17 protein-coding genes are annotated in these 15,098 nt (G+C 67.3%); 8 read left to right on the top strand and 9 right to left on the bottom strand.

From position 1 onward, the window contains the following. Positions 1 to 46 precede the first annotated feature (46 nt). A complete protein-coding gene (gene yaaA, locus ROA7023_RS05925; protein ID WP_085878090.1) occupies positions 47 to 820 on the bottom strand; it encodes a peroxide stress protein YaaA in 774 nt (257 codons plus the stop codon). 123 nt (positions 821 to 943) lie between these two features. Between yaaA and ROA7023_RS05920 the strand changes: the two genes are divergently transcribed. After that, a complete protein-coding gene (locus tag ROA7023_RS05920) occupies positions 944 to 1,795 on the top strand; it encodes an SDR family oxidoreductase (protein WP_085878089.1) in 852 nt (283 codons plus the stop codon). Positions 1,796 to 1,834: 39 nt separating this feature from the next. After that, positions 1,835 to 2,608, top strand: a complete 774-nt coding sequence (locus tag ROA7023_RS05915; RefSeq protein ID WP_085878088.1) for an ion transporter — start codon at positions 1,835 to 1,837, stop codon at positions 2,606 to 2,608. 96 nt (positions 2,609 to 2,704) lie between these two features. Here ROA7023_RS05915 and dxs read toward each other — a convergent pair whose 3' ends face one another. Genes dxs through ROA7023_RS05895 form a run of 4 tightly spaced genes read right to left on the bottom strand, consistent with a single transcriptional unit; the run spans position 2,705 to position 6,716 of the window. Further along, on the bottom strand, positions 2,705 to 4,618 hold the full coding sequence (gene dxs, locus ROA7023_RS05910) for a 1-deoxy-D-xylulose-5-phosphate synthase (RefSeq protein ID WP_085878087.1): 1,914 nt from the start codon (positions 4,616 to 4,618) through the stop codon (positions 2,705 to 2,707). A 40-nt stretch (positions 4,619 to 4,658) separates the two neighbouring features. Continuing rightward, the gene (locus ROA7023_RS05905) at positions 4,659 to 5,561 is read right to left on the bottom strand and encodes a polyprenyl synthetase family protein (RefSeq protein ID WP_370739202.1); all 903 of its coding nucleotides are present in this window, start codon (positions 5,559 to 5,561) and stop codon (positions 4,659 to 4,661) included. After that, positions 5,554 to 5,793, bottom strand: a complete 240-nt coding sequence (locus ROA7023_RS05900) for an exodeoxyribonuclease VII small subunit (protein ID WP_085878086.1) — start codon at positions 5,791 to 5,793, stop codon at positions 5,554 to 5,556. The genes ROA7023_RS05905 and ROA7023_RS05900 overlap by 8 nt, the downstream gene beginning before the upstream one ends. After that, a complete protein-coding gene (locus ROA7023_RS05895) occupies positions 5,790 to 6,716 on the bottom strand; it encodes a histone deacetylase family protein (RefSeq protein ID WP_085878165.1) in 927 nt (308 codons plus the stop codon). Before ROA7023_RS05895 ends, ROA7023_RS05900 begins: the two co-directional genes overlap by 4 nt. A gap of 117 nt (positions 6,717 to 6,833) precedes the next feature. Between ROA7023_RS05895 and ROA7023_RS05890 the strand changes: the two genes are divergently transcribed. Continuing rightward, a complete protein-coding gene (locus tag ROA7023_RS05890; protein WP_143535455.1) occupies positions 6,834 to 7,289 on the top strand; it encodes a hypothetical protein in 456 nt (151 codons plus the stop codon). Positions 7,290 to 7,314: 25 nt separating this feature from the next. Here the strand turns inward: ROA7023_RS05890 and ROA7023_RS05885 are convergent, their stop codons facing one another. Next, positions 7,315 to 8,010: a response regulator gene (locus ROA7023_RS05885; protein ID WP_085878084.1), complete on the bottom strand. Its 696-nt coding sequence runs from the start codon at positions 8,008 to 8,010 to the stop codon at positions 7,315 to 7,317. A 4-nt stretch (positions 8,011 to 8,014) separates the two neighbouring features. Further along, on the bottom strand, positions 8,015 to 8,524 hold the full coding sequence (locus ROA7023_RS05880; protein ID WP_085878083.1) for a MarR family winged helix-turn-helix transcriptional regulator: 510 nt from the start codon (positions 8,522 to 8,524) through the stop codon (positions 8,015 to 8,017). Between the two features lie 166 nt (positions 8,525 to 8,690). Here ROA7023_RS05880 and ROA7023_RS05875 point away from each other — a divergent pair, with 166 nt between their 5' ends. Next, positions 8,691 to 9,560, top strand: coding sequence for a branched-chain amino acid aminotransferase (locus tag ROA7023_RS05875; RefSeq protein ID WP_085878082.1), 870 nt, complete (start codon positions 8,691 to 8,693; stop codon positions 9,558 to 9,560). A 71-nt stretch (positions 9,561 to 9,631) separates the two neighbouring features. Here the strand turns inward: ROA7023_RS05875 and ROA7023_RS05870 are convergent, their stop codons facing one another. Both ROA7023_RS05870 and ROA7023_RS24365 read right to left on the bottom strand, forming a co-directional pair. Beyond that, complete coding sequence (locus tag ROA7023_RS05870) at positions 9,632 to 10,885, bottom strand: PAS domain-containing protein (protein ID WP_085878081.1); 1,254 nt, start codon at positions 10,883 to 10,885, stop codon at positions 9,632 to 9,634. 159 nt (positions 10,886 to 11,044) lie between these two features. Further along, the gene (locus tag ROA7023_RS24365) at positions 11,045 to 11,233 is read right to left on the bottom strand and encodes a hypothetical protein (RefSeq protein WP_085878080.1); all 189 of its coding nucleotides are present in this window, start codon (positions 11,231 to 11,233) and stop codon (positions 11,045 to 11,047) included. A gap of 100 nt (positions 11,234 to 11,333) precedes the next feature. Between ROA7023_RS24365 and trhO the strand changes: the two genes are divergently transcribed. The 4 genes from trhO (at position 11,334) to ROA7023_RS05845 (ending at position 15,097) form a co-directional block, all read left to right on the top strand. After that, positions 11,334 to 12,233, top strand: coding sequence for an oxygen-dependent tRNA uridine(34) hydroxylase TrhO (gene trhO, locus ROA7023_RS05860; protein WP_085878079.1), 900 nt, complete (start codon positions 11,334 to 11,336; stop codon positions 12,231 to 12,233). A 192-nt stretch (positions 12,234 to 12,425) separates the two neighbouring features. Further along, positions 12,426 to 13,310, top strand: coding sequence for a formyltetrahydrofolate deformylase (gene purU, locus ROA7023_RS05855; RefSeq protein WP_085878078.1), 885 nt, complete (start codon positions 12,426 to 12,428; stop codon positions 13,308 to 13,310). A gap of 207 nt (positions 13,311 to 13,517) precedes the next feature. Continuing rightward, entirely contained in the window at positions 13,518 to 14,129 is a 612-nt protein-coding gene (locus ROA7023_RS05850) for a ribonuclease D (RefSeq protein ID WP_085878077.1), read from the top strand. Further along, positions 14,126 to 15,097 (top strand): KpsF/GutQ family sugar-phosphate isomerase, encoded by a 972-nt coding sequence (locus tag ROA7023_RS05845; protein ID WP_143535454.1) that lies wholly within the window; start codon positions 14,126 to 14,128, stop codon positions 15,095 to 15,097. The genes ROA7023_RS05850 and ROA7023_RS05845 overlap by 4 nt, the downstream gene beginning before the upstream one ends. Position 15,098: the final 1 nt, after the last annotated feature.

Here is a 15,098-nt window from a genome sequence, read left to right as displayed (position 1 = left end):
TGACCCTGCCACGCCGGCACCCGGCGCAGCCCCGCCCGGCCCTGCCTCAGCCTTCCGGGTAGGGCCGCACGAAGACCGGCTTGCCGTCCTCGCTGGCCTCCGGATCGAACCTGTAGCCGCCGGTCTCGAACCCCTCGAGGTCGGCGGGCTCGGTCGCCCGCGTCTCGACCGCGAAGCGTGCCATGGCCCCCCGCGCCTGCTTGGCGTAAAAGCTGACCATCTGCCGCTTGCCGCCCTTGTCCTCGTAAAAGGCGGGCGTGATGACCCGAAGCTTCAGGGCCTTGTGATCGGTTGCGCCGAAATATTCCTGGCTGGCGCAATTCAGCAGGATGTCGGTGCCCATGTCCTCGGCCTGTTGGTTCAGCGCCTTGGCGATCCGGTCGCCCCAGAAGTCATAGAGGCTCTTGCCCCGGCGGGTCTTCAGCCTCGATCCCATTTCCAGCCGATAGGGCTGAATCCCGTCGAGCGGCCGCAAAAGGCCGTAGAGGCCGGACAGGATCCGTAAATGCTCCTGCGCATAGGCCATGTCCCCCTCGGCCAGGGTGGCGGCCTCCAGCCCCTGGTAGGTGTCGCCGGCGAACATCAGCGCGGCGGGCTTGATCTCGTCGGGCCCGGGCTCGGCGCTGAAGTCCCGGAACCGGTCGCGGTTGAGCCGCGCCAGATCCTCCGAGATCGACATCAGCGACCGCAGATCCTTTAGCGTGAGGTTCCGCGCCGTCCTGGCCAGCCGCAGGGCCTCGTCCGCGAAAACGGGCTCGGACGGCCGGACGTCGACCGGCGCCTCGTTCAGCGATTTGGCTGGCGAAATGACAATGAGCATCGGGACCCTCTTGTGACCGTTGACCGCCTACCTACGGCCCGACGCGCCGCCGTCAACTCCGCGCGGGCGCTTGCCCGCACGCCCCCCTTGCCAAAGGGCCCCGTCCCCGACATCTGGGGAGGCATGACCAGAACCCTGCTCTCCTTCGGCCACGGCTATTCCGCCCAGGCCCTCGCCCGCCGGCTGATCCCCCATGGCTGGACTGTGATCGGCACCACCCGCAGCGCGGAAAAGGCCGAAACGCTGGCCGAGACCGGCGTAGAGCCCCTCGTCTGGCCCGGCGCGGACCTCTCCGGTGCCCTGGACCGCGCGACTCATATCCTCGCCTCCGCCGCGCCGACGGAGGCGGGCGACCCGGTGCTGGCCGACCTCGCCGGTGCGATCGCAGCCCGGCGGGACGGCATCGCCTGGGCCGGCTACCTGTCGACCACGGGCGTCTATGGCGATCACGCCGGCGCCTGGGTCGACGAATCGACTCCGCTTGATCCCGCGACGCACCGGGGCCGGCTGCGGGTGGCGGCAGAGGCCGAATGGCGGGCGCTGGACCTGCCGCTGCACATCTTTCGCCTGGCGGGCATCTACGGGCCCGGGCGCGGCCCCTTCGCCAAGGTGCGCGCCGGCACCGCGCGGCGGATCGTCAAGCCCGGTCAGGTCTTCTCGCGCATCCATGTGGACGACATCGCGCAGACCCTCGCGGCCTCCATCGCGCGCCCCGATCCGGGGGCGGTCTACAACGTCTGCGACAACGACCCGGCCCCGCCCGAGGACGTCATCGCCCACGCCGCCGAGCTCCTGGGGATGCCGCTGCCCCCCGCTGAGGATTTCGCGACCGCCGAGATGAGCCCGATGGCCCGAAGCTTCTATGCCGAGAGCAAGAAGGTCTCCAATCGCCGGATGATCGAAGAGCTGGGGCTCTCGCTCACCTACCCCGATTACCGCAGCGGCCTGCGGGCCCTTCTTGAAGCGGGTGGCTGACCTGCCCAGATGTGACCCTGGACCATAGCAGGAGAGCCCATGACCCACCGCGACCGGCTGGACGCCTTTCTCGAGACGCCCCGCGTCCGCAACGCGATCATCGCGGTGATCCTGTTCAATGCCGTCATCCTGGGGCTGGAGACCTCCACGACCGCGATGGCCGTTGCCGGAGAGCTCATCACCTGGCTCGACCGGGCCTGTCTCGCGATCTTCACCGTGGAGCTTGCGGCCAAGATCTATGCGCAGGGCTCGCGGTTTCCGCGCAACGGCTGGAACATCTTCGACTTCATCATCGTCGGGGCCTCGCTGGTCCCCGCGTCGCAAGGGCTGTCGGTCCTGAGGGCGCTGCGGATCCTCCGGGTGCTGCGCGTGATGTCGGTGGCGCCGCGCCTGCGCCGGGTGGTCGAGGGGTTCATCACCGCGCTTCCCGGCATGGGCAGCGTGTTCCTGCTGATGGGGATCATCTTCTACATCGGCGCGGTGATGGCGACGAAACTCTTCGGCGGCGCGTTCCCGGACTGGTTCGGCAGCCTTGGCCGATCCGCCTATTCCCTGTTCCAGATCATGACGCTGGAAAGCTGGTCGATGGGCATCGTGCGCCCGGTGATGGAGGTCTACCCGGCGGCCTGGGCCTTCTTCGTGCCCTTCATCATGGTGACGACCTTCGCGGTGGTGAACCTGCTGGTCGGCCTGATCGTGAACTCGATGCAGGACGCCCACAGCGAGGAAGACGCCGCCCGGACCGACAGCTATCGCGACGAGGTCCTCGCCCGGCTCGAAGCCATCGAGAAACGGCTCGCCGACCGGCCCTGACCACGGCCGCAACGCGTGCGCCGCCGGCTCCGACGGGCTCACATGGGATCTTTTTCCCGGAGAACTGCGAGGCGCCGCAGGCGCCTCTCAATCAGGTCAGGCCCGCTTGGTCATGATCTCGACGCCCAGCGTCTGCAGCACCCTGGCCTCGATATCCTCGGCGTTGAGCGCCGCGACCGCGTACATGTCCCGCGGAGAGGCCTGGTCGATGAACACATCGGGCAGCACCATGGACCGGTACGCAAGGCCCGCGTCGAACACGCCTTCCTCGGACAAAAGCTGCGCCACGTGGCTGCCGAACCCGCCGACGGCCCCCTCTTCGATGGTGATCAGCGCCTCGTGGTCGCGGGCCAGCGACAGGATCAGCCCACGGTCGAGCGGCTTGGCGAACCGCGCGTCGGCCAGCGTCGGGGTGATGCCGCGCTGCTCCAGCCTTTCGCAGGCGACCTCCGCCTCCGACAGGCGGGTGCCGAAGGACAGCAGCGCCACGCGGCTGCCCTGGCGCACGACACGGCCCTTGCCGATCTCCAGCGGTTGCGGGTCCAACGGCATCTCGACGCCCACCCCCTCGCCACGCGGAAAGCGGAAGGCGATTGGACCGTCGTCATGGGCCGCGGCAGTGGCAACCATGCGCACAAGTTCTGATTCGTCGGCCGCGGCCATCACCACCATGCCGGGCAGGTTCGACAGGAAGGCGACGTCGTAGCTGCCAGCGTGGGTCGCACCGTCCGCGCCCACAAGCCCGGCCCGGTCGATGGCAAAGCGCACCGGCAGGCGCTGAATCGCGACATCGTGGACGACCTGGTCGTAGCCCCGCTGCAGAAACGTGGAATAGATCGCGCAGAACGGTTTCATCCCGCCCGCGGCCAGCCCCGCCGAAAACGTCACCGCGTGCTGCTCGGCGATACCCACATCGAAACAGCGCGAGCCATAGCGCTCCATGAAGGTCTTGAGGCCGGTGCCGTCCGGCATCGCCGCCGTGACGGCCACAATCTTGTCGTCCCGCGCCGCCTGGTCGCACAGGGCATTGGCGAAAACCGAGGTATAGGACGGCGCGTTGGGCGTCGCCTTCTTCTGCTCGCCCGTGAGCACGTTGAACTTCGCCACCCCGTGGCCCTTGTCGCGAGCTTCCTCGGCAGGGGCATAGCCCTTGCCCTTCTGGGTGATCGCGTGGATCAGGATCGGCCCGTCCGCGCGCGACCTGACCGTCCGCAGCACCGCCAGCAGCTGATCGAGGTCATGCCCGTCGATGGGCCCGAGGTAGGAAAACCCCAGCTCCTCGAACAGGGTCCCGCCGACGGTCAGGTGCTTGAGCATCTCCTTGGCGCGGCGCGCCCCCTCCTGGAACGGCGGCGGCAGAAAGCTGACCGCGCCCTTGGCGACGGCCTTGAGCTCCTGGAACGGGGCGCCGGCGTAGAGGCGCGACAGGTAGGACGACATCGCCCCGACCGGCGGCGCGATGGACATGTCGTTGTCGTTGAGGATGACGATCAGCCGCTTGCCCAGATGGCCCGCGTTGTTCATCGCCTCATAGGCCATGCCGGCCGACATCGCCCCGTCGCCGATTACCGCGATGGCATCCCCCGGATCGCCGCCCAGATCCCGCGCCACGGCAAAGCCCAGCGCAGCCGAGATCGAGGTCGAGGAATGCGCCGCGCCGAACGGATCATAGGGGCTCTCGGACCGCTTGGTGAAGCCCGACAGCCCGTCCTTCTGGCGCAACGTCCTGATCCGGTCGCGCCGCCCGGTGAGGATCTTGTGCGGATAGGTCTGGTGCGACACGTCCCAGATCAGACGGTCGCGCGGCGTCTCGAACACCGCGTGCAGCGCCACGGTCAGCTCGACCACCCCCAGCCCCGCCCCGAGGTGGCCGCCGGTCTGGCTGACGGCCGAAATGGTCTCGGCCCGCAGCTCGTGCGCCACCTTGTGCAAATCCGTGTCGGACATCTGCCGCAGGTCGGCGGGCAGGTGCACCTTGTCGAGGGTCGGGGTATGGGGTCGGTTTGTCATATTGCCTGAATACCTAAGTCTGATCCGGCGATTTAGCAGGTCATGAACGCCGCGTCACGATGAAGCGCGCAAGTTCGCGCAGGATCTCGGCATCCTGCCCGAAGTCCTCCAGTGCGCCCGTGGCCTCGTCGACAAGCTCTTGCGCCCGCCTCCGTGCGCCCTCGACGCCCAGTAGATCGACGAAAGTGGCCTTGCCGCGGCCCGCGTCCTTGCCGACCGCCTTGCCCGCCTCGGCTTCGGTGCCCAGAACGTCCAGCAGGTCGTCCTGGATCTGGAAGGCCAGCCCGATCGCCTCGGCATAGGTCTCGAACGGGGCCGGGGGGGCCCCGGACAACAGCGCGTTGGCCGTCGCCGACCATTCGATCAGCGCACCGGTCTTGAGGCGCTGCACGGTCTCCACATGGGCCAGCACGGTGACGGGCGGGCGACCCTCGGCCGAGAGATCCATCCATTGGCCGCCGCCCATGCCAAGGTGCCCGCCAACCTTTGCCAGACGCTGCAACACCACCAGGGCGTTGCCGGGCGGCACCGCGGGATCATCAATCGACGCAAGAAAGTGAAACGACAGCGCCTGCAACGCGTCCCCCACCAGGATCGCCAGCGCATCGCCGTATTTGACATGGACCGTCGGACGCCCGCGCCGCAGATCGTCGTCGTCCATCGCCGGCAGATCGTCATGAACCAGCGAATAGGCGTGAAAGGTCTCGGCCGCCGCGGCCACGGCGAGCGCGGTCTCGCCGCTCACCCCAAGCAGCCGGGCCGTCTCGAAGGCCAGGGCCCCGCGCACGCCCTTGCCGCCCTGCATTGCATAGATCATCGCCTCGCGCATCAGCCCCAGATCGTCGGCCGGGTCATGCACCCGCGCCGGATCCGCATGGGGCAGGACGGCCTCCACATGCGCCAGAACCCGGGCATGGTGCCCGGCCAGAATGTCGTTAACTATCAAGAGGTTCGGTTCCCTTGGGATTGCCCGCCGCGTCCAGCGTCAGCTTCGCGACCTTTTCCTCGGCCTCCTTCAGCTTGGCCTCGCACCGGGCCTTGAGCTTCGCACCGCGCTCATAGAGCGCAATCGACTCGTCCAGCGGCACATCCCCCCGCTCGAGCTTTCCGACCAGACCCTCCAGCTCCTTCATTGCCTGCTCGAAGCTCATCTCCCCGACATCACCGTCACTCATTTTCCGCGCTCCATCAGCACCTCGAGATGTGCGCGGGCCGACCGGCCCAGCGCGTCCAGATCGTAACCGCCCTCCAGCGCAGAGACCAGCTTGCCCCCGCAGAGCGCGTCGGCCAGGTCGCAGAGCCGGTGGGTGACCCAGGCGAAATCCGCCTCTTGCAGCATCAGCCCGGCCAGCGGGTCGGCCGCATGGGCATCGAACCCGGCCGAGACCAGGATCAGCTCGGGGCGGAACGCCTCGACCTTCGGGAAGACATGAGCCTCCATCGCGGCGCGAAAGGCCGCCCCGCCGGTGCCGTCGCGCAGGGGCACGTTGACCACGTTGTCATGCCCGCCGGTCTCGTCCGCCGCCCCGGTGCCCGGGAACAGCGGCATCTGGTGGGTGGAGCAGAACAGGACCCTGGGATCCTCCTCGAGCAGATCCTGAGTGCCGTTCCCGTGGTGCACGTCGAAATCCACCACGGCCACCCGCGCCAGCCCGTGATGGTCCAGCGCCGCCTTGGCCCCGATGGCGACCGAGCCAAAGAAACAGAACCCCATGGGCGTCTCGCGCTCTGCGTGGTGGCCGGGCGGACGAACGGCGGCAAAGGCGTTGGCCGCTTCGCCGCCCAGCACCATGTCCACCCCGCGCACCACGGCGCCCGCGGCCCGCCAGGCGGCGGACAGGGTCCCGGCGGACATGAACGTGTCGGCATCGAGCGGGCGCCAGCCTTCGTCGGGGGCCGCCTCGCGCACCGCCTGGATGTGACGTTGCGGGTGCACCCGCAACAGGTCCGATTCGGCGGCGAAAGGCGCGGCGACCCGGATCAGGTCCAGCCCGTCGAGCGCGGACAGCACCGCATCCAGCCGCGCGACCTGTTCCGGGTGGCCCGGTGGCGTGACGTGGGCTAGACAATCGGCATGGGTGATCAAGGCTGTGGTCATGTGGCGACCGAACGCGAAACGCGACCGAGGCACAAGCGGGTTTGGCCGGGGCTCTTGCGAAGTGTCCCCTTTCTGCTTCTCTCCGCCGCCCCCGCCCCGGCGCAGCCCGCGGGCGACATGCTGACCGCCGACCTGAACCGAGACGGCCGCGTCGAACGGTTCCAGCTTCTCGACATGGGCGACGGCACCGTCGATCTGCAGATCGAGAACACCGGGGGTGGCGTGATCTATGCGGAGGAACTGGCCATCCTGTCCCCGTTCGGCCCGCCACCGCGGCTGGACGTCGCGCCCGGCGGGTCGCTGCAGGTCATCACCGAGAACGACGGGCGCGGGCAGCTGACGCTGACGATCGCCTTCCGCGACGGGGACTATCGCGTGGCCGGGGTGAGCTATGGCTGGTACGACCCGCTGGACCCCGAGCTTGGCGCGACCTGCGATTTCAACCTGTTGACCGGGCGCGGCAGGATCGACCGGGGCGATGAGCCGCCGAGTTTCGTGCCCGCGCCCTGGCCGCCGATGCCGGTCGCGCACTGGACGGCCGAGACCTTCGTGCCGCCGCCCGGTTGCCTTTGACCGGGAGTGTCAGTCTAGGGGGGGGTCAGTCCGGTGCGAGCATGTAGCCTGCGCCCCGGACCGTCTGCAGATAGCGCGGCTGCTTGGGGTCTTCCTCCAGCTTCCGCCGCAGCCGAGTGATCTGGACATCCACGGCGCGTTCCTGTGCCTGCCCGCCGGCGCGGCCAAGCTCTTCCACCAGGGTCATCCGGCTCAGCGGCACTCCGGGACGGACGGAAAAGATCCGCATCAGGTGGGATTCCGTCGCCGTCAGACGGACCATGTCCTCGCCGCGCCACATCTCGCCACGTTCGATATCATACCGGCAGGGGCCGAGGTTGAGGACCTTGGGCATCACCGTCACCGGCTCGGCCGCGGGCACCCGCCGCAGGATCGCATTGATCCGCAGCAACAGCTCCTTCGGCTCGAACGGCTTGGCCAGGTAATCGTCCGCCCCCGCCTCGAGCCCCGAGATCCGGTCCCCCGTCTCGCCCTTCGCGGTCAGCAGCAAGATCGGCGTCGACAGTCGCTTGCGCAGGTCCCGGCACAGGGTGATCCCGTCTTCGCCCGGCATCATCACGTCCAGCACGATGATGTCGAATTCCAGCCCCTCAAGCAGGCGCCGCGCGTGGGCCGCGTCCCGCGCCGAACTGACCAGGAACTGGCTCCGGATCAGAAACTTCTGCAACAGGCCCCGGATTCGCTCGTCATCGTCCACGATCAGGACATGGGCGTCGTCCATTGGGTCATCCCCCCTTGTCCCCGCGGTCGCGCAATGCCTCGAACTGGGGCCGCATCTCTTCGTCCATCATCGCCTCCAGCACCTGGCGGAACCCGGTGACCGCCGTGGGCCCCGCGGCGCGGTAGGCCATCCGCATCCGGTCCCGCTGCACCAGGCTCAGCCGCCCCTCGAGCGCCGCGCCGACCTCGGTCAGGCGCAGATGCCGTTCGCGGCGATCCCGGTCGCCGACCCTGCTCTCAACGAGACCTTCCTCGATCAAGGTCCGCAACACACGATTAAGCGATTGTTTTGTAACGCCCAGAATGTTCAGCAGATTGTTCACGGTCGTGCCGGGCGAGCGGTGGATGAAATGCAGGGCCCGGTGATGCGCCCGGCCGAGCCCCTGTTCCGCAAGGATGCGATCGGGGTCCGCCGTGAACCCGCGATAGGCGAAGAACATCGCCTCGATCCCCTTTCTGAGCTGCTCGTCCGTAAGAAACAGCAGGCTTTCGCCCTCACGCGTCGTCTCCGACATGGCCTCCCCGACACTTGTTCCAGTCTGCCGCGACAATACGTCAGCCTTATTGACATTCCAAGGGCCCACTGGTAGCGATCTGCCAGAATTGCGCAACTTTGTGTCCACATCGGACCTTTCGGCGCAATATCTGCAAACACTGGGCGAGAGAACGGCAGGAGACGACATGGCGGGTGGCTACAACGACCGCGACGGAAAGATCTGGATGGATGGCGAACTGGTGGATTGGCGCGGCGCCAACGTGCACCTGCTGACCCACGCGATGCATTATGCCTCTTCCGTATTCGAGGGAGAGCGGGCCTACGGCGGCACGATCTTCAAGAGCCGGGCCCATTCCGAACGGCTTCTGGGCTCGGGCGTGGCGATCGACATGCCGATCCCGTGGACCGTGGACGAGATCGAGGCCGCCAAGCAGGAAGTGCTTGCCGTCAACGGGCTGACCGATGCCTATGTCCGCGCCATCGCCTGGCGCGGCGCGGGCGAGGACATGGGCGTCAGCTCATCGCGCAACCCGGTCCGGCTGGCGATCGCGGCCTGGGAATGGGGCGCCTATTACGGCGATGCCAAGATGAAGGGGGCCAAGCTCGACATCGCCAAGTGGAAGCGGCCCTCGCCGGAAACCGCGCCCAGCCATGCGAAGGCCGCCGGCCTCTACATGATCTGCACCATGTCCAAGCACGCGGCCGAGGCCAAGGGCTGCTCGGACGCGATGATGTTCGACTATCGCGGCTACGTGGCCGAAGCGACCGGGGCGAACATCTTCTTCGTCAAGGGCGGCGAGGTGCACACCCCGAAACCGGATTGCTTCCTCAACGGACTGACCCGGCAGACGGTGATCGGCCTGCTGAACGAGCGCCAGATCAAGGTGCATGAACGTCACATCATGCCTGAAGAGCTGGAAGGCTTCGAGCAATGCTGGCTGACCGGCACCGCCGCCGAGGTCACCCCCGTGGGCCAGATCGGGGATTACAATTTCGAGGTCGGAAGCCTCGCCCGCGACATGGTGCAGACCTACGAAAAGCTGGTCCGGGGCTGACCGGGCCCCTTCGGATCTGACCCCCGCGCCGCGGCTTGGTCGCGGCGCGGGGACTTTTCGTCGCCCAACGCTCAGGCGCTGCTGGCGCGCAGCATGGCGGTATGCGCCTGGACCTGGTGGTTGAGCTCGCTGATCTTGGCCAACCGCTCCTCGATACCGTCCTGGCTTGCGTCCAGCTGGTCGACGATGCCGACCAGGGTCTCGCCCGACTTGGACAGGGTCGCGCTTTCGATCTTGCACATCATCCGGGTGGAGCTGAGCCCGGTGATATAGCGCTTCATGTCGAGCACGCTGCGGGACAGGCGCCCGGCCTCAAGCTCCGTCTTTTTCAGCTCGACCTTGGAGCGATCGATGGCATGATCGCACAGGTCGCTGAGCATTTCGAGCTCGCCGGTGGTCTCTTCGCCGGTGTCGCCGTCGACCTCCTCCTTGAAGAACCTGATCATCTCGGAGCTGAGCTGGCTGATGCCGTTGCAGAACAACCCGCTGACGATGGCGTCCCGGATCCGGGAAAAGGCGCTGTCATCGCCGTGGATGAAGGTCTTGACCCAGGCGGCCATCTCGTCCGACATCGAGCCGTAATTGACCGAGATCGCACTGATCGGCCCGCCTGCATTCTCCAGCCGCGAGGCGAGGATGCGCATGTTGAGCGGGATCGTGCGGATCGCCTCGAAAGCCTTCATCATCTCTTCGGTTTCGGCGCCGACCTGTTGGATCGCCCGCGACATGGCCAGGAACCGGTCCATCCGCGAATCGGCGGCCTGTCCGATCTCGGCGCAGCGCTGCTTCATCTCCAGCGCCAGCGCCTCCGCCTCGAACGTGGCGTAGGAGGCATGGCCCTCGCGGGCGAGGGCCATGCGCAGTTCAGCCAGGCTCTGTTCCGCGCCGATCCCGTCTTCGGTCTCGCGCCGGCGCTGCGCTGCGTAAAGGGTCTGCGCCACGCGCAAGAGCTTGGCCGAGGGCTTGAGCCGGATCGAGACGTAGCCACCTTCGATCGGCGAGACCACTGCATAGACCCAGTAATACCGGCCGTCCTTCGCGCGATTCTTGATGTAGGCGCCCACGGGCTTGCCGGCCCTGATCCGATCCCAGACCAGCTGGAACACCGCCTTGGGCATGTCGGGGTGGCGGACGATCTTGTGCGGGGCGCCGATGATCTCGTCGGCGTCGAACCCCGATACTCTGCAGAAAACCTCGTTTCCATTGAGGATCACGCCCCGCGTATCGGTGCGGGAGAAAAAAAGCTCCTCCACGGCGAAAGGCACTTCGCCGGCCGTCATTCTGGTGCGGTCGGCAAAGTCGGAAGTGTCGGTCAAGGCAGTCATATGGGCGGGCTCCCGGGCGAGTGTTTGCCCGAACTTCGCCCAATCGGCTTTCCAACCGATGAAGATCCGCCCCCGAACGCCCCGCCCGGGGGAGAAAATCCGTTCAAATGGCCCGAGGGCCGGCCCCGCCCGACGGTGCGGAGCGGGGCAGCGACGCGATCAGGCCAGGTTGCCGCGGTCGATTCGCAGGTATTCGCGCACACGGGTCTGGCTCGGACGCTTGCGCATCCGGCGTTGCAGCATGAGGCTCGCCCGGTCCGGGTTCTGCGCCCGCTGCAGGTTGAGGAACTGGCGCGTGCGTTCCGCGCTCATCGGTTGCCTCGGCTTGTCGATCACGTGTCTGGACATTGCAAATCCTCCATTTACGCCATGCTCTCTGAGTCTAACACGAAAGGGCGGGACCTGTTCCACCCTTGTCCTGTCGGCCCTCCTTGGCCTAGGAGACGCCATGTCCTTCGTCGTCGCCGCGCTTTACCGATTTACCCGCTTCGCGGACCCCGAGGCCCTGCAGGAGCCACTGGCAGAGGCGGGCCGGGCGGCGGGCGTGAAAGGCACGCTTCTGCTTGCGCCAGAGGGCATCAACGGGACCATCGCCGGGACCCGCGGCGGCATCGACATGATGCTGGCGCATCTGCGGCGGCTACCGGGCTGCGCCGATCTGGCCTGGAAGGAAAGCCCCGCGCGCGACATGCCGTTTGGCCGCTTCAAGGTCCGGCTCAAGCGCGAGATCGTGACCATGGGCCAGCCGGACGTGGATCCGACCGCGGCCGTGGGGCGCTACGTGGACCCGGCGGACTGGAACGCGCTGATCTCGGCGCCCGACGTCGCCGTCATCGACACCCGGAACGCCTATGAAGTGGCGATCGGCACCTTTTCGGGCGCGGTGAACCCCGGAACCGAGGCCTTCGGCGGCTTCCCCGGCTGGTGGCAGGCAAACAGGCAGCGGTTCGACGGCAAGCGCGTCGCCATGTTCTGCACCGGCGGCATTCGCTGCGAGAAGTCCACGAACTACCTGCTCGGCCAGGGGGTGGAGGAAGTGTTTCACCTCAATGGCGGCATCCTGAAATACCTCGAACAGGTCCCCGAGGAAGACAGCCTCTGGTCCGGGGCCTGCTTCGTGTTCGACGACCGCGTATCGGTCGGGCACGGCCTTGCGGAAGGGCCGCACATCCTCTGTCATGGTTGCCGCCGCCCCTTGCTGCCAGAGGAAACCTCGCGGCCGGGCCATGAGCGCGGGGTGTCGTGCCATCATTGCGTCCACGAGACGACCGCCGACCAGAAAGCCCGCTTTCGCGAGCGGCAGCGACAGCGCGACCTTCAGGAGCGCAGGAAAGCCTCCGCGGGCTGAGGCGCGGCCGCCACGATCCGGCCCGCCGGGCCCACCGACGCCGCAGTCTGGTCTCGGGGCGTCGCATACCAGCTTGCCAACCGCGGCCAAGGTAGTAGTCACGACCCGGACAACCAGCCTGCGCCGGACGCACCCGAAGACCCGGACACAACTGAAGACCCGGACACAACTGAAGACAAGGACAAGCCCGACATGACCTCATTCGTGCTGACCGTGGATTGCACCTCGCGCCGCGGAATCGTCGCCGCGATCTCGGCCTTTCTCGCCGAGTCCGGATGCAACATCACCGATTCCAACCAGTTCGACGACCAGCTCACCGGCAAGTTCTTTACCCGGATCACGTTCCGGTCCGAAACCGGCAGCACGCTCGAAGCCCTGCGCGAGGGCTTCGCCGCGATCGGCGCCGAGTTCGAGATGGACTGGGCGATCCACGACAGCGCCCAGCGGATGAAGGTCCTGCTGATGGTGTCGAGCTTCGGCCATTGCCTGAACGATCTGCTCTATCGCTGGCGGATCGGTGCGCTGCCGATCGACATCGTCGGGGTCGTGTCGAACCACCTGACCTACCAGAAGGTCGTCGTTAACCACGATATCCCCTTCTACCACATCAAGGTCACCAAGCAGAACAAGGCCGAGGCCGAGGCCCAGCTGATATCCGTGGTCGAGGAGACGGGCACGGAGCTGGTCGTTCTCGCCCGCTACATGCAGATCCTGTCGGACTCGCTCTGCCAGAAAATGTCGGGCCGGATCATCAACATACACCATTCGTTCCTGCCCAGCTTCAAGGGGGCCAACCCCTACAAGCAGGCGTTCGAGCGGGGGGTCAAGCTGATCGGCGCGACCTCGCACTACGTCACCGCGGACCTCGACGAGGGCCCGATCATCGAGCAGGACACCGTCCGCATCACCCATTCGCAATCGGCCGAGGACTACGTCTCGCTCGGCCGCGACGTCGAGGCCCAGGTCCTTGCGCGGGCGATCCATGCCCATATCCACCACCGGGTATTCATCAGCGGCAACAAGACCGTGGTCTTCCCCGCGAGCCCCGGCAGCTACGCCTCCGAGCGCATGGGCTAGGACGCCCGGCCCGCCGCGCAGGACGAGTGGCGGGGGTCGCTGGTGTCCGCGGGGCCAGCTGGCTCATCGGCGGCTTGCGCCGGCGCGGACGCGACGCGCCCGTTGCAACGCCGCCCGCCTTGCACTATCTCCGCGCAAATTCCGCCGACCGCTGGGCGGACGACCACGGGCCGGGCCACGACGCACCGGACGACCAGAGAGGCGCGGATGGCAAATCATCTCTATCAGAACGACCTGCCCGACGGGCTGGACCTCGGGCCGGTGGTCGCCATCGACTGCGAGACGATGGGCCTGAACCCTCACCGGGACAGGCTCTGCGTCGTCCAGATGTCGGGCGGCGACGGCAATGCCCACCTGGTCCAGGTGGCCATCGGCCAGACCGATGCGCCCAACCTCAAGGCGATGCTGGAGAACCCCGAGGTCCTCAAGCTGTTCCACTTCGGCCGGTTCGACATCGCCGCGCTGATGAAGACCTTCGGCGCCGTGGCGGCGCCGGTCTATTGCACCAAGATCGCCTCGAAGCTGGTGCGCACCTTCACCGACCGGCACGGGCTGAAATACCTGCTGCAGGAGCTTCTGCAGGTCGATGTCTCCAAGCACCAGCAGCAAAGCGACTGGGGGGCCGAGAGCCTGACCACCGCGCAACTGGATTACGCCGCCTCGGACGTGCTCTACCTGCACCGGCTCAAGACGAAGCTGGACGAGATGCTCGCGCGCGAGGGCCGGACCCTGATGGCGCAGGCCTGCTTCGACTTCCTGCCCATGCGTGCCCAGCTCGACATCGCGGGCTGGCCGGAACAGGACATCTTCTCGCATTGAGCGCCCGGGCTGACACGGTGCTCGCCACCGCGCGGCGCACGATTCGCACCGAGGCGGAGGCGCTGGCCATCCTCGGGGACTCCCTCGGGGAGAGCTTCGTCGCCGCGGTCGACCTGATCCTGGAGGCCCGGGGGCGCATCATCGTGTCGGGCATGGGCAAGTCCGGGCACATCGCCCGCAAGCTCGCCGCCACGTTCGCCTCGACCGGCACGCCCGCGCATTATGTCCACCCCGCCGAGGCGAGCCACGGCGACCTGGGGATGATGACCCGCGGTGACGTGGTCCTGGTGCTGTCCAACTCTGGCGAGACGCCGGAGCTGGCCGACATCATCGCCCATTCCCGCCGGTTCCGGATCCCGCTGATCGGCGTCGCCAGCCGGCCGGACAGCGCGCTGATGCGCCAGGCGGACGTGGGCATCGTCCTGCCCGAGGCGGCCGAGGCCTGCACGACCGGCGTCGTGCCGACCTCGTCGACCACGATGATGCTGGCCCTGGGGGACGCGCTGGCCGTCGTGTTGATGGACCATCGCCAGTTCACCGCAGAGATGTTCCGCGACTTTCACCCCGGCGGCAAGCTGGGGGCGCGGCTGACGAAAGTGGGCGACCTGATGCACCGCGACGCCAAGTTGCCGACCGGAAGCCTCGCCACCCCGATGAGTGAGGTCCTGCTCACGATCAGTCAGAAGGGCTTCGGCGTCCTTGGCGTTCTGGACGAGAGCCACCATCTGACAGGAATCATCACCGACGGCGATCTGCGCCGTCACATGGACGGGCTGCTGGAGCGCACCGCGGGCGACGTCATGACAGCCGCGCCACAGACCATCGGGCCCGATGCCCTGGCCGAAGAGGCGGTCGCCATCATGAACGAACGCAAGATCACCTGTCTTTTCGTCGTCGACCCCGAGGGGTCGGGCCAGGTCGCGGGTCTGATCCACATCCACGATTGCCTCCGCGCCGGCGTCGTCTGAG

Origin of the sequence: Roseisalinus antarcticus (genome assembly GCF_900172355.1) — a bacterium.
GTDB lineage: Bacteria > Pseudomonadota > Alphaproteobacteria > Rhodobacterales > Rhodobacteraceae > Oceanicola > Oceanicola antarcticus_A.
The sequence above is the reverse complement of the archived record's forward strand: the minus strand, read 5'-3'. Positions and strand labels throughout refer to the sequence as shown.

What these genes read in the sequence shown, in the direction of transcription:
- yaaA (WP_085878090.1), bottom strand. Translation starts at nt 820, where the DNA reads ATGCTCATTGTCATTTCGCCAGCCAAATCGCTGAACGAGGCGCCGGTC.
- ROA7023_RS05920 (WP_085878089.1), top strand. Translation starts at nt 944, where the DNA reads ATGACCAGAACCCTGCTCTCCTTCGGCCACGGCTATTCCGCCCAGGCC.
- ROA7023_RS05915 (WP_085878088.1), top strand. Translation starts at nt 1,835, where the DNA reads ATGACCCACCGCGACCGGCTGGACGCCTTTCTCGAGACGCCCCGCGTC.
- dxs (WP_085878087.1), bottom strand. Translation starts at nt 4,618, where the DNA reads ATGACAAACCGACCCCATACCCCGACCCTCGACAAGGTGCACCTGCCC.
- ROA7023_RS05900 (WP_085878086.1), bottom strand. Translation starts at nt 5,793, where the DNA reads ATGAGTGACGGTGATGTCGGGGAGATGAGCTTCGAGCAGGCAATGAAG.
- ROA7023_RS05895 (WP_085878165.1), bottom strand. Translation starts at nt 6,716, where the DNA reads ATGACCACAGCCTTGATCACCCATGCCGATTGTCTAGCCCACGTCACG.
- ROA7023_RS05890 (WP_143535455.1), top strand. Translation starts at nt 6,834, where the DNA reads ATGCTGACCGCCGACCTGAACCGAGACGGCCGCGTCGAACGGTTCCAG.
- ROA7023_RS05885 (WP_085878084.1), bottom strand. Translation starts at nt 8,010, where the DNA reads ATGGACGACGCCCATGTCCTGATCGTGGACGATGACGAGCGAATCCGG.
- ROA7023_RS05880 (WP_085878083.1), bottom strand. Translation starts at nt 8,524, where the DNA reads ATGTCGGAGACGACGCGTGAGGGCGAAAGCCTGCTGTTTCTTACGGAC.
- ROA7023_RS05875 (WP_085878082.1), top strand. Translation starts at nt 8,691, where the DNA reads ATGGCGGGTGGCTACAACGACCGCGACGGAAAGATCTGGATGGATGGC.
- ROA7023_RS05870 (WP_085878081.1), bottom strand. Translation starts at nt 10,885, where the DNA reads ATGACTGCCTTGACCGACACTTCCGACTTTGCCGACCGCACCAGAATG.
- ROA7023_RS24365 (WP_085878080.1), bottom strand. Translation starts at nt 11,233, where the DNA reads ATGTCCAGACACGTGATCGACAAGCCGAGGCAACCGATGAGCGCGGAA.
- trhO (WP_085878079.1), top strand. Translation starts at nt 11,334, where the DNA reads ATGTCCTTCGTCGTCGCCGCGCTTTACCGATTTACCCGCTTCGCGGAC.
- purU (WP_085878078.1), top strand. Translation starts at nt 12,426, where the DNA reads ATGACCTCATTCGTGCTGACCGTGGATTGCACCTCGCGCCGCGGAATC.
- ROA7023_RS05850 (WP_085878077.1), top strand. Translation starts at nt 13,518, where the DNA reads ATGGCAAATCATCTCTATCAGAACGACCTGCCCGACGGGCTGGACCTC.